The organism is Bacillus cereus group sp. MYBK30-2, from assembly GCF_051915945.1.
GTDB classification, from domain to species: domain Bacteria; phylum Bacillota; class Bacilli; order Bacillales; family Bacillaceae_G; genus Bacillus_A; species Bacillus_A paramycoides.
Window position 1 is genome coordinate 1668272 of record NZ_JBQAFR010000001.1, and the last position, 13323, is coordinate 1681594.

Sequence of the window (13323 nt, forward strand, 5' to 3'; positions counted from 1 at the left end):
TTTCTCTCTCCCACTTACTTACTTTTTAGGTTCTGCTTTTTGGCCAAACTCTTTTTCCCAACGTTCTAAAATTTTGTCACGATTTTCTGCTGCCCATTTGAAGTCATTCTTTTTGTATAACTTTTCTGTTACATCTTTAGGGAATCCATCTGGAAGTTTATAATCATTTTTAATTGTCGCAAATCCGTTTTTCTCGAAGTATAACTTCATTACATCATCTGTAATTGCCCAGTCTAAAAATGCTTGAGCTAATTTATCATTTTTTGCATTATCTTTCTTAATAAGTGCGTTCGCTTCTACTTCCCATCCTAATCCTTCTTTCGGTAAAACAACTTCAACAGGTGCACCTTTTTGTTTCTCTTTCAAAGCACTATAAACCATCGATACGCCAACTGGATATTCACCTGCACCTGCTAATTTCGCTGGTTTTGAACCTGAATGAGTATAAGTTGCCATATTATCATGAAGTTTCTTCATGTAATCCCAGCCCTTATCTTCTCCCATAATTTGTAGCCATGCAGAAACCGTTAAAAATCCTGTTCCAGAAGAAGCTGGATGTGGCATAACAAGCGTTCCTTTATATTCTGGTTTCGTTAAATCTTCATATGATTCTGGCATCGGTAAATTTTTCTTCTTTAACTCTTCTTTATTCACTGCAATTCCCGTCATAAATGCAGTATTACCTACCCATTTTTCTGGTTTCTTATCATCTTTAAATTGCGGAAGAACACGATCCGCTCCTTTAGGAGAGTACTCTTTTAACATATCTTTTTTCTCTAAAGCTAATAGACTAGACGCCGCAGTTCCCCATACAACATCTGCTTGTGTATTTTTTCCTTCAGCTAGCAATTTCGCTGTAATAACTCCTGTTGAATCACGAACAATGTTCAACTTCACATCTGGGTATTTCTTTTTGAAGGAATCAAGATAAATTGGTACAAGCTCTTCTTCAATCGCTGTGTAAACAGTTAATGATCCAGATAATTTATCATCTTTCACTTTTGCTCCAGCACTTTCTTCTTTCTTTGCACCACACCCCATTAATAACGAAAATACCATTCCAGTTGCTACAGCTTTAAAGATTGTTTTTTTCACTGTTTCTCTCTCCTTTTACAAATCTTATGTACAACTCAAATATATACAACTAGTGTAAAAGCAGTATTAAACCAACATTAATCTTTTGTTTGTTGTTTGTTTTTGTGTAATACGTTGCTACTTCTATGTTTTTTCGCATTTTTCTGCCATTAATAAATGCGAAATTTACAAATAATTAAAAAAACCTTTATAATCCCACAAAAAAATGAGGCGTTTGTAAAAAACGCCTCATTTTTGTTTACCTTTTTTTGAATTACGATTAGCATACTTTGCACTATTTTCTCCTTCATACTCTAATGCAAATTCTGCATCTGGTAAGCTTTCTTTCGGAGTTTTATTATTATTAATTGCTGCATTTTGTTTTACTTTTCTTTTTACCAACGCACTCACCTGCTCTCACTAAATAACTTTCTATTCTAGTTTGATACAACTTAAAATAATTATTACTGGGAAGTGTTAACAAGTACATAAGAGCTTATAGATGGAAATACTACATACGAACAAATCATTACAAAAAGGAGCGATTATTTTGAAGGAGAAAGAAACGATTCAATCGCCAATTTTAGACGAAACGCTCCCGCATCAAATGAATTTCCCATCATTTAAAGGAACGGGAAAACAAATGCAACAACCTTTTGTAAATCAATACGACGTTGTTATTGGTGATAGTAAATATAATTCTGAAAACAGCCCTCTTACTAATTGGAGTGATGAGGTAGATCCTGCCATTATGGCTGGGGAAGAATGGATACACCCTACAAATGATATTGGGTGGATTTCAGAAGAAAATCAAGAACTACTAAAAAACGAGGTTGATAACAAAAATGATGCTTTTATGCATCCTCAATTTGGAATTAACGACTAAAAAACCATTCTACCTAACATAGGTAGAATGGTTTCATACTATCCAATAATAATTCGCTCTTTCGGATACTTATAGCGAGGTGGTTGTTCTCTTCCACCACTAGCTAAAATAAATGTCAAAATACCGACGCGTCCGATAAACATAAGTACGATTAATACAAGTTTACCAGCAGTTGTTAAATCTGGAGTAATACCTGTTGATAGCCCAGTCGTCCCGAAAGCAGAACAAACTTCAACTATTAAGCTCATAAGTGGTACATTTTCCGTAATGGATAAAATAAATAGCGCTGAAGCACATAATAAAATCCCCATCGTCATAACAACTGATGCTTTCAACACATCTTCTTCATGTAGCTGACGTTTGAAAACTCGGACTGTTCTCCCGCCCCTTGCAAATGTATATAACGATAATATACTAACAGCAAATGTCGTTGTACGTATCCCGCCCCCAACTGAACTTGGAGATGCTCCTATGAACATTAATATACTCATAAATAAAAGTGTTGGTTGTGACAATTCACGTATATCCATTGTAGCAAGCCCACCACTTCGCGTCGTCACAGATTGGAATAATGTATAAAATACAGTTTCATGCCATGACTTTCCTACTAAGAAATGATTTCGTTCTAATAGAAAAATCATAATTGTTCCAACAATAACAAGTGCAAAAAATGTTGTTGTCGTCAATTTTGTAAATAACGAAAAGCGAAAGAGTTGCTGTCTCCTCTTACTCAGGAATTGCTTTACTTCCATTAACACTGGGAAACCAATAGCACCTAAAATAATAAGTAACATATGAATCATCTGAACAATATAATCTTTTTTGTATGGAATCAGTGATTGTCCAGTTAAATCAAATCCTCCGTTCGTTGTTGCACTAACAGCGGCAAAAAAACCGTGAAAATACGCTTCTTGCCAAGTCGGAAAATACATTAGAAATCTTGTACCTAACAGTAACGCTCCAATAAGTTCTATTGAAATAATTACAATTAAAATAGAACGCATCAATTCCACAAGACCTGCCAAATTTCCTTGGTTATGGTCTGCCATAATTAATCTTCTTCTTTGCAAACCAATCTTTTTACCCGTTATAATCCAAACGAATGTACCAAGTGCCATAATTCCTAATCCGCCTAATTGTAAAATAAGGGCTAAAACAATAATTCCTGCCGTTGTAAACGTATCTGGAATAGTAACAACAGAAAGCCCTGTCACACTTACAGCACTAACAGATGTAAACAGCGCATCTATAAATGTCCATTTCACACCAGGCTTCGTAACAAATGGTAAACTAAGCAAAATTACCGATACAACTACCGCTAGTAAATAAAATAAAACGATAAGCTGCACGGGACGTAATTTTTGTAAAAACTTTTTTATCTTTCTCATTCCATCACTTCGCTACCTTTTTTTCTATCGATTAAATAAAGAAAAATCATCACTTTCTCTATTTGTAAATAACTGCTGAAATAGTTTCGCAAATACCATTCCGTATACAGTTCCATTTCCCCCATACGGCAGTGCGTAATATAAATTATGTATCTTTTTATCTTCTTTTAAAATAGGAAGACCGTCATGACTACCACCAAATGCCGCTGCCCAATAGTATTCTGCCTGTATATTATTAAACTGTGGGAACATTTCTTTTACAATGTTAATAAGGATATCACGCTTATGCAATAATTTCGTATCGCCGATATTTTGAATTTTCAACGCCTCATCTAATCCGCCTACAATAATGCGATTTTGATACGTTCGAAAATACAAGTATGGACGTGCAGTTTCCCAAATTAATGATTGCCCATGCCAACCTTCAAATTGATCTATCTTATTTGTCACAACTGCATAAGATGTTTCTACTGTTGTGTTTTTTTCTTTCTTGCCAAAAAGCGGTTCATAACCTGTCGCCATAATAATATTCTTTGCTACGATTTTATTTCCTGTTTTCATGTAACAAATTAAATCATTTTGGATTTGTTTAATATGTAATGCCTCTGTATGTTCATATATAGTAGCGCCCATTTGTTTCGCTTTATGCAAAAGACTATGCGCTAATAAATATGGATTCACTTCTGCATCACCGCTTGTATATAACGCTGCTTGTTTTGCAAATGAATAACGTTTTTTAATATCAGACTCTGTAAAATATTCAACCGGAAATCCATAATGGCGTAACGTATTATATTCTTCTTGTAAAAATGAAACATCCTCATCTCTACTAGCATAATACAAACTCTTTCGCGGAATAAAATGGGGATCAATATCGAGAGTTGGCACAACCTTCTCCATTGTTTGCAGCGCTTCATAACAAATTCTATATGCTCGTACCCCTTTCTCTTCACCAAATGTATGAATAAGAGAGGTCAACGATTTATCATGAACAAATTGTAATAATCCTGTATTTGCAGCTGTGCTTCCACATGCAATTGCTCTTTTTTCAATGAGCATAACACGCATTCCAATTTTCGCTAACGAATATGCTATTTGAGCACCTGCTTCTCCACTTCCAATTACAAGCACATCACATATCATATCATTTTCTAACATTGGATAACAAGGTACAGAAACTCCATCACTCCAAAACAACTTACCAGTCATAAGCTTCATAATTATACTCCTACAATGTAATTTTCACCTTCCTATGTTTCGTCATTTTTCATAAAAAAATCCAACTAACATACGCTAGTTGGATTTCTTTTCTTTAATTAGAACGCTCTTCAAGCCAATTTCCAACCGTCGGATATGTTTGCTTTACAGCCGTTCCACCATACACAATAGACATATGTCCTGTCGGTAAACATACATACTGTTTATCTGTGCTAGAAATATGATCAAGTAAAGCCTCTACTTGACATGGCAGAGCAATATGATCACGTTTCGCGGAAATATTTAAGACATTCGCCTTAATATTTGCAAGGTCTACCTTTTGTCCGCGAATAACGAGTTCACCCTTCACTAATTTATTATTTTGATAAAAATCACGAATCCATTGTCTATATGATTCACCTGGGAATGGAATGCCGTCACCAACCCACTTTTGAACTAACTTCCAGCTTTCGACGAAGCGCTCATTTTCTGAACGATCGACTAAAGCAACATATGGACCAACAAAGTTTGTAATTGGTTTTAACATCTTATTTCCGAAATCAATCATTTCTGGTGGAATATTTCCGAATGTATCAACCGCTTTATCTAAATTGAAATACTTCTCATCTAATAAAGGACCGTATAATCCTGTTTCAGAGAAATCAAAAGGACTTGTCATAAAAATCAAGTTACGAATTGGCATGTCCGGATGAAGCGCTGCATAAATAGATGTTAACGTTCCACCCATACAATAACCAAGTAAAGAAATCTCGTCCGATTTTGCAGTTCTCATTACTTTTTTCACTGCTTTTGCAATATAATCGAACACGAAATCATCAAATTTCAAATGACTATCTTCTAAACCAAATGTGCCCCAATCAAGCATATACACATCAAAACCACGATCTACTAAATATTCCACTAAACTATTTCCTGGAGTTAAATCCATAATATACGGTTTATTAATAAGAGCATATATTAATAAGATTGGAACCCTCTGTGTTTTTTCTTGTTTTGGAATGTAACGATAAAGCTTCGTTTTATTCTTCGTCCAAATAACCTCTTTCGGTGTTAAACCAACTTGTGGTTCTGGTTCGCGTAATAAAATTTCGCTCGCTCTTTTCACACGGCGATATGCTTTGCGATATTCTTCTGGGTACAACTCCAATTGCTTTTCCCATTCTGTTACGAATGTAGTCATTTTTTTATCTCCTTTTCGGTCGATTTCTTTCTAAAAAAAGAAGTGCATTCCTGCTATGGATATGCACTTTTTCCTTACCTTATTACATGTATAATCCACCGTTAATGTTTAATTGCTGACCAGTGATATACGCACCGTCACGGCATAGATATACTACACCTTTTGCAATTTCATCAGCTTGGCCAAAGCGTTTTTTCGGGATTTTCGCAACGATTTTTTGACGCACTTCTTCTGGTACTTCTGCTACCATTTCAGTATCAATAAACCCTGGGCAAATTGCGTTTACAGTTACATTTGTTTTTGCAAGTTCTAACGCTAATGATTTTGTAAATCCTAACATACCTGCTTTTGCTGCTGAGTAGTTTGTTTGTCCAAATCCACCAGCTTGACCAATAATAGAAGAAATACTAATGATTCTTCCTTCTTCTGCTTCCGTTATGTATGGAAGTACAGCACTTGTCGTATTAAATACGCTGCTTAAGTTCACGTCAATTACGCGCTCCCAATCTTCACGATTTAACTTTTTGAATGTACGATCTCTTGTAATACCAGCATTATTAACAAGAATATCAACTTTACCAAAATGATTCACAGCTTCTTCTACAAGTCGGTTTGCGTCTTCTACTTTAGAAACATCCGCTTGAACTGCATAAACGTCATGCCCTTCTTTTCCTAGTTCATTTACTAAGTTTTCAGCTGCTTCTTTACTGCTGTTATAGTTAATAACAACTTTTGCTCCCTCTTGTGCTAATGCTACTGTAATTGCTTTTCCAATTCCTTTTGCCCCACCTGTTACGATTGCTACTTTGCCATTTAATTGAACCATTTCTTTTCCCCCTTAAATGAATTTGTGAGCGATTGTTATAAATCATTTTGGTACTCATACTAATAGAGTCCATATATTAATTATGTTTCGTTGTTTATACATGAAAAAGAGATTCTCCCTCTCTCTTTTACACGTTATAAACAAACGCTATTATCATTTTTTATTTTCTGGCTTATTCGCAGGCTTTACCTCTTCTTTTACAGGTACTTGTAGTTTAGCTAGTACTGCATTTTGCTTTTCTAGCAATTCTAAAATTTGATCAACTTTCGTTTCTAACGTGCGAATATCTTGTTTCACTTTCGTAACATCACGCTTTAATGTAGGAGCTTGTCCTAATGAATCCACTTTCTCTTCTAGAACTTCCTCGATGTTATCAACTTTATTTTCTAAGTTAATAACAAGCGTAGCTACTCTAGCGATATCCTCTTTCGTTGGCACGTTCACTTGTTCTAAATAACTTTTTGTTGTATCATTTAATGCTTTTTGATAAAACAAATTCAAGTCTAGAACGCTGCCCATCCAAGCAGAATATTCTTCTGTTTTAATTGTTTCATTGAGCGCTTTTCCCCAAAATGTTTCGGTTTGTTCATAAGCATTTTTCCATGCTTGCAATGGATCGAATTTTTGATCAATCACTTCGCCTACACTCCCTTTTTCGTTTTTGAAACAATTCAACCTATTCACTATTTTCTAATATTCTGAATAAAACTTCAAGTCTATATTTTATTTTTCTTTATTTTCCAACAAATGTATTGACATTAAAAACAGATAGGTGTAAATTGCACTTATAAGCAAAAAATTCCATCTAACTGATTCATGAGGTGATGCACAATCATGCTACATAATGAACCAGAACAACGCGAAAGTTTGGAAAACAACCAAACGAAACAACCAAACTCCATGCCAAAAAACTTCTTAGTTCCCTTCTTACTTCTCTGTCTAAAAGACTGGAGTCTTCATGGTTACAAACTTATTCAAATGCTAATGGATATCGGCTTTTCTTCTGTGGACCAAGGTAATGTATATAGGACACTACGCAAATTAGAAAAAGAAAACCTTATTTCTTCTACTTGGGATACAAGCGAAGAAGGGCCAGCAAAAAGAATTTATTCTTTAACTGAATATGGAGAGAAATATTTAGCAACATGTGCAACTTCTTTTGAGCATTACCAAAATATGCTGCGGACGTTTTTCACGTTATATACGAACGCTTTCTTTCCATTTGCCACTACTTCTCCAGAAAAGGATGAAAAGGATTCTTCATCTTCACCTGGTGGTACAGCAGAGTAATCTGCGTTCACAATATGCAAAAAAACATTTGGAGGTCAAACAATGGAAACTAAACCATACGAATTGGTCGATGCATTTTGGAAAAACTGGTCTCAATCTCTTTCCCTCTTCTCTTCAGCTGGGAAACAATTAGAGCAACTTACTTTAGAAACGTTAAAACAACAACAAGACGCTTTGCATAAATTAACATCAGGAGTAAATGAACTAGAAAAAGAATTACAACAATTCACCGCTCAGTTCAATAACCAATATACAGATTACGTGAAGCAATTAACTGGAAACTCCTTAAATGATCAAATTAACGAGTGGCAAGAAAAATGGAATGAACTTTCTACTCAAATGCACCAACTTACTGTTTCTCCTACGAAAACATCTTTGTCTATTCTTACTCAAACTAGCGGTCAATTTGAAGAAACAACAAAGCACTTTATCGAGCAACAACAGTCACAACGTGAAGAGGTTCAAAAACAGTTAGAAGTTTTTTTGGGAGAGTTCAAGTCCAAACAACTAGAACTCGCAAAGCAGTTCGAGGAAAACTCAAAAAATCTATTTACTTCCATCAAGTAAGAAAAATGTGGCAACTAACTACAGCACAAACAAAACTCTTTCTTCCTCCTACTACATCAAGATGGCTTACATTTTTCGATATGGAAAAGAAGGAGGACAAAATGAATCCATTTCAAGAAGCACAAACTGTTCCGGAGCTTCGTTACGATGAGATTCAAGTCGGTGATCAAGCATCACTAACAAAAAAAATTACGGATGAGGATGTTATCAATTTTGCAAAATTGACTGGAGATGTAAATCCTATTCATATTTTAGATTCTTTTGCAAAAACGACAATGTTCAAAGAACGTATTGCCCATGGCATGCTCGTTTCAAGTTTTATTTCTACCATTCTTGGCACGAAACTCCCAGGCAAAAATACGATTTATTTATCACAAAACGTTTCATTCCGTGCTCCTGTCAAAATCGGTGATACACTTCGCGTTGTGGCAGAAGTTATTAAAAAACGTGATGATAAAAAAATCATTACATTGCAAACAAACATATATAATCAATCCGATGATATTGTCGTGGAAGGTACAGCGACAATACTGAAAAAAGAGTAGCAAATTTGCTACTCTTTTTTCTATCCAAGAACTTCTAATCACACCGATTACTTCCGTGTATGAGTGCGTCGTTTCCACATAAAATAACGTTACCAGTTTATATAGCACTTAAATAAAGTGAAGCTTTAATCCGTGTAATTTGTTTATCACCACTGATTATTAGCCTTCACCAATCGAGCTTTTATAGGCAGCCCGCCAATAGTGGGATAAACTGGACTACTAAGAAGGATGTGTATCAACATGGTAAAAACAAACAAATTACTAGTTCCAGGTGCAGAACAAGCGCTTGAACAATTTAAATATGAAATCGCTCAAGAATTCGGTGTAAGCTTAGGATCAAATACAGCATCTCGTTCTAACGGCTCAGTTGGCGGTGAAGTAACGAAACGTCTTGTTGCTTTAGCTCAGCAACAATTACGTGGATAATCATATAACATATGGCTTAGAGGCAGATATTCTCTGCCTCTTTCTTTTTTAACATACATAATAATGCTTTTTCACATACTAGTAAGAACAAATTGAAAGGAACGATATGTAACATGAAACGGATTAACATTAGCATGAGTCCTCCCCGTGTTCTTACTCTATCTTTTATTATGTTGTCAATTATCGGTACATGCCTATTAAAATTACCAATTGCTACAACAACGTCTATTTCATGGCTCGATGCCTTATTTACAACAGTTTCTGCTTGTACTGTTACAGGACTTGGTGTTGTGGACACTGGAAAAGTATTTACCTTGTTTGGACAATGCGTCATTTTAACACTTATACAAGTTGGCGGACTTGGTATTATGAGCTTCGCCGTTTTAATCGCAATTATGCTCGGTAGAAAAATCGGTCTTCAAAATCGGATTTTATTACAACAAGCATTAAACCAAACAAATGTCGGCGGAATCATTCGCCTTGCAAAGGCATTATTTATATTTTCTTTTACTGTAGAATGTATTGCCACTTTACTTCTCTCCTTTGAATGGGTACCAAAGTACGGGATTGCCAAAGGAATATATTACAGCTTTTTTCATTCTATCTCAGCTTTTAACAATGCTGGTTTTTCCGTGTGGAGCGACAATTTAACGTCCCACTCCCATAGCATTCTCGTCAATCTCGTTATTTCTTCCCTCATTATTTTAGGAGGGATCGGTTTTACAGTTATCGTAGATATAAAAAGAAAGAAAAACTTTAAAAACCTTACTTTACATTCAAAACTTATGCTCACTTCTACTCTTATCGTAAATATTATTGCTACAGCTTTTATTTTTATATTCGAGTTCCATAATTCACTTTCTATGAGAGGTTTTACCCCATTTGAAGAAGGTATGGCTGCTTATTTTCAAGCGATTTCGACGCGCACTGCCGGATTTAATACTGTGGATATCTCTGCATTATCAAAGCCTTCTCTTTTATTAATGATGCTTCTTATGTTTATTGGTGCTGGCAGTGCTTCAACTGGTGGCGGAATTAAGTTAACAACTTTTTTAATTATGTTTTTAGGCGTATTTAAATTTTTGCAAGAACAAGATGATATTGTCGTGTTTAAAAAATCCATTAAAGATACGCTCATTGTCAAATCATTAACCATTACCATTATTTCAATTTCGTTTATTTTCCTTTCCATTTTAATTCTAAGTATTACTGAGCGAGTTCCTTTATTAATGAGTGCTTTTGAAGTATTTTCAGCATTTGGAACCGTCGGCCTTAGCATGAATTTGACGCCACACTTAACAATTATCGGTAAAGCAATTATTATCTTTATGATGTTTTTTGGAAAAATGGGGCCTTTAACATTAGCTTTTTCATTTGCACGTAAAAAGCAAAGAAAAATAAAATATCCAAACGAAGATATTTTAACAGGTTGACAACCGTATAAATTATCCATATAATGAAAATACAATAACATATCTCCAAAGGGGAGTAGCGTCCAAGAATATTTCTTGGAAACAAAGTCGTCATTACGTAGAACATAGTTCTTCCGGCTTTGTTGGCATTTTCATTACATATGTCTAGCAAGACCTTTGCCTATCAACGGCAGAGGTCTTTTTTGTTTTTACTAATTCCTTCCACCGTTGATGCGTAGGAGTATGGGGAATCTAAACAGTGGGGAAATTCTTCACTTGTTTAGAATTTAGAGAAATGAGAGGAGAATGTACATGGATGTATCATTATTATTGGAGTACGGTTGGGTATTACTCATCCTAATTGCACTAGAGGGGATTTTAGCGGCTGATAACGCTCTTGTTCTTGCAATTATGGTAAAACATTTACCAGAAGACAAACGAAAGAAAGCACTATTTTACGGATTAGCAGGAGCGTTTGTTTTCCGCTTCGGATCGCTATTTATGATTTCATTCTTAGTCGATGTATGGCAAGTACAAGCGATTGGTGCAATTTACCTTATGTTTATCGCTGGTAATCACTTATTTAAAACGTATGTTAAAAAGAATACACATGAAGAAACAGAAGAAAAAGAAACAGAGAAAAAACAAGAGAACTTTTGGTGGACTGTATTTAAAGTCGAAGTTGCTGATATCGCCTTCGCAGTCGATTCAATTTTAGCGGCTGTTGCATTAGCAATGACATTACCGAAAACAGGATTAGGTACTATTGGTAGTCTTGATACTGGGCAATTCGTCGTTATCTTTGTAGGTGGACTTATTGGATTAATCATTATGCGATTTGCAGCATCTGCTTTCGTACAAATATTAAAACGTAAACCAGGACTTGAAACGGCAGCATTCTTAATTGTAGGTTGGGTTGGTGTGAAATTAGCAGTTTATACGCTAGCACACCCTGCTTTAGGTGTCCTTCCGCACTCATTCCCAGAATCTACTCCGTGGAAACTTACATTCTGGAGCGTATTAGTCGGAATCGCAGTTTGCGGTTGGTTCTTCTCAAAAGAGGTAGAAGTAAAAGTCGAAAAGAATTTAGACGAAAAAGCGCTGTAATTATAGCGCTTTTTCTTTTTCTCTCATTTCAAGCTCCTCACTATTTTTAGAAAAAATTCCATTATACTGCCTTTTGTAAGCGCTTCCTCCGTATATGTATGTCCTTTTTGTGAAACATTGAACAAACTTATTGAAACTGAGAACAAATCCATGTACTTTATTCATATAAAGAGTATTTATAGACGATGTATTAAAGGAGCGTATTACTCATGCTAGAACAAGGATTAGACTACGTTGTAAAACTGGCTAAGAGCAAAAAGCAAATGCTAGATACAAATCCAATGCAATATTTCATTCGCGCTGCACTTGCTGGTATTTATATCGGTTTTATTATTGTACTATGTTTTAAATTAGGTAACTTTTTTCACATTGCAAATTCACCAGCAACTTATTTAGCTGAATCCATGTTTTTCGGAATTGCTCTCGTACTTATTATATATGGCGGTGCTGAGTTATTTACTGGCAATACAATGTACTTTACAGTGGCAACTTTAAGAAAAGAAACAACTATTTCTGATACACTTCGCAACTGGGTTGCTTGTTATGCAGGTAACTTAGCTGGCGCTTTATTCTTTGCCTTACTATTTTACGCAACTGGAATTTTCCAAGCAATTGATCATGGTCACTTAATGAATAAAGTAGTTGAAGGAAAGATGAATACACCTACAATGCAATTATTCTTTAAAGCGATTTTATGTAACTGGCTCGTATGTCTTGCTTGCTTCTTACCTTCTCAAGTAAAAGGTGATACAGCAAAAATAATGATGATGATGATGCTCGTTTTCACATTCTTCTTATCTGGTTACGAGCATAGCATTGCAAACTTATCACTGTTTGCTTTATCTTTAGTATCACCACATCCTGATACAATTTCTTTTGCGGGTGCTATTCATAACTTAATTCCAGTTACACTTGGTAACATTATTGGCGGATCGGTATTTGTCGGTATGGTATATCATTACTTAACAAAGAAAGCACCTGATGTTAAGCAAGAAGAAACTGAATTAGTAGCCGCTCAAACAGAGGAAATCATTCCTTTACAAGCTCATGTGAAACATTAAAAACTCCAAAGTTTTACTTTGGAGTTTTTAACTCCCTACATATTTAACGACAATATGAGGATGAATTTCCCCTTTTTCTTTCGCTTTCTCAATTCTCTTCTTCATCTGGTGCATACCGATGACATCATTTGTATGAAGGTGAATCTCATTAACATATAAACCTTCCGTACAAAAGGCTTCTACAAAATCTAATCCGCTCTTTTGCCTCCATCCCATGTTAAAGTCAAGAGAAAGGATGTTTATCTTATTACTCCGAACAAATTGTAACGCAGATTCTACTGTAGTTGCCAAAACATATCCGAACGGACAACTTCTTTGATCATCCATATATACATTCATTTTC

The 13323-nt window shown here is 35.2% G+C and carries 16 protein-coding genes and 1 riboswitch; of the genes, 8 read left to right on the top strand and 8 right to left on the bottom strand.

The window, feature by feature from the left end; translation table 11 throughout:
* Positions 1-18: 18 nt before the first annotated feature.
* Entirely contained in the window at positions 19-1095 is a 1077-nt protein-coding gene (locus ACTFQM_RS08820) for a putative 2-aminoethylphosphonate ABC transporter substrate-binding protein (RefSeq protein WP_025150987.1), read from the bottom strand.
* A gap of 228 nt (positions 1096-1323) precedes the next feature.
* On the bottom strand, positions 1324-1476 hold the full coding sequence (locus ACTFQM_RS08825) for a hypothetical protein (RefSeq protein WP_000240799.1): 153 nt from the start codon (positions 1474-1476) through the stop codon (positions 1324-1326).
* A gap of 100 nt (positions 1477-1576) precedes the next feature.
* Between ACTFQM_RS08825 and ACTFQM_RS08830 the strand changes: the two genes are divergently transcribed.
* Positions 1577-1960, top strand: coding sequence for a DUF3905 domain-containing protein (locus ACTFQM_RS08830; protein WP_440034069.1), 384 nt, complete (start codon positions 1577-1579; stop codon positions 1958-1960).
* Between the two features lie 38 nt (positions 1961-1998).
* On the opposite strand, the gene ACTFQM_RS08835 is transcribed toward ACTFQM_RS08830, so the two are convergent.
* From ACTFQM_RS08835 to phaR, 5 genes are all read right to left on the bottom strand, one after another.
* Positions 1999-3348 carry a TrkH family potassium uptake protein gene (locus ACTFQM_RS08835; RefSeq protein ID WP_002170964.1) on the bottom strand — a complete coding sequence of 450 codons (1350 nt, stop codon included), beginning with the start codon at positions 3346-3348 and terminating at the stop codon, positions 1999-2001.
* 24 nt (positions 3349-3372) lie between these two features.
* A complete protein-coding gene (locus ACTFQM_RS08840; protein WP_440034070.1) occupies positions 3373-4566 on the bottom strand; it encodes an NAD(P)/FAD-dependent oxidoreductase in 1194 nt (397 codons plus the stop codon).
* A 94-nt stretch (positions 4567-4660) separates the two neighbouring features.
* On the bottom strand, positions 4661-5746 hold the full coding sequence (gene phaC, locus ACTFQM_RS08845; protein ID WP_002170962.1) for a class III poly(R)-hydroxyalkanoic acid synthase subunit PhaC: 1086 nt from the start codon (positions 5744-5746) through the stop codon (positions 4661-4663).
* Positions 5747-5828: 82 nt separating this feature from the next.
* A complete protein-coding gene (locus ACTFQM_RS08850) occupies positions 5829-6572 on the bottom strand; it encodes an acetoacetyl-CoA reductase (RefSeq protein WP_000250412.1) in 744 nt (247 codons plus the stop codon).
* Between the two features lie 153 nt (positions 6573-6725).
* Positions 6726-7208 carry a polyhydroxyalkanoic acid synthase subunit PhaR gene (gene phaR, locus ACTFQM_RS08855; RefSeq protein ID WP_000566960.1) on the bottom strand — a complete coding sequence of 161 codons (483 nt, stop codon included), beginning with the start codon at positions 7206-7208 and terminating at the stop codon, positions 6726-6728.
* Between the two features lie 198 nt (positions 7209-7406).
* Between phaR and phaQ the strand changes: the two genes are divergently transcribed.
* The 7 genes from phaQ (at position 7407) to ACTFQM_RS08890 (ending at position 12980) form a co-directional block, all read left to right on the top strand.
* A complete protein-coding gene (phaQ, locus tag ACTFQM_RS08860; RefSeq protein WP_440034071.1) occupies positions 7407-7862 on the top strand; it encodes a poly-beta-hydroxybutyrate-responsive repressor in 456 nt (151 codons plus the stop codon).
* Between the two features lie 42 nt (positions 7863-7904).
* Entirely contained in the window at positions 7905-8429 is a 525-nt protein-coding gene (gene phaP, locus ACTFQM_RS08865) for a polyhydroxyalkanoic acid inclusion protein PhaP (RefSeq protein ID WP_025150993.1), read from the top strand.
* 101 nt (positions 8430-8530) lie between these two features.
* Positions 8531-8974 carry a MaoC family dehydratase gene (locus ACTFQM_RS08870; protein ID WP_001067911.1) on the top strand — a complete coding sequence of 148 codons (444 nt, stop codon included), beginning with the start codon at positions 8531-8533 and terminating at the stop codon, positions 8972-8974.
* Between the two features lie 240 nt (positions 8975-9214).
* Complete coding sequence (locus ACTFQM_RS08875; protein WP_000241212.1) at positions 9215-9400, top strand: alpha/beta-type small acid-soluble spore protein; 186 nt, start codon at positions 9215-9217, stop codon at positions 9398-9400.
* 113 nt (positions 9401-9513) lie between these two features.
* Positions 9514-10833, top strand: a complete 1320-nt coding sequence (locus tag ACTFQM_RS08880; protein WP_048369507.1) for a TrkH family potassium uptake protein — start codon at positions 9514-9516, stop codon at positions 10831-10833.
* A gap of 38 nt (positions 10834-10871) precedes the next feature.
* A riboswitch (yybP-ykoY riboswitch) is annotated at positions 10872-11045 on the top strand.
* 79 nt (positions 11046-11124) lie between these two features.
* A complete protein-coding gene (locus ACTFQM_RS08885; RefSeq protein ID WP_025150995.1) occupies positions 11125-11919 on the top strand; it encodes a TerC family protein in 795 nt (264 codons plus the stop codon).
* A 209-nt stretch (positions 11920-12128) separates the two neighbouring features.
* A complete protein-coding gene (locus ACTFQM_RS08890; protein WP_440034072.1) occupies positions 12129-12980 on the top strand; it encodes a formate/nitrite transporter family protein in 852 nt (283 codons plus the stop codon).
* A gap of 27 nt (positions 12981-13007) precedes the next feature.
* Here ACTFQM_RS08890 and ACTFQM_RS08895 read toward each other — a convergent pair whose 3' ends face one another.
* Entirely contained in the window at positions 13008-13319 is a 312-nt protein-coding gene (locus ACTFQM_RS08895) for a cyclic-phosphate processing receiver domain-containing protein (protein WP_025150997.1), read from the bottom strand.
* Positions 13320-13323 lie beyond the last annotated feature (4 nt).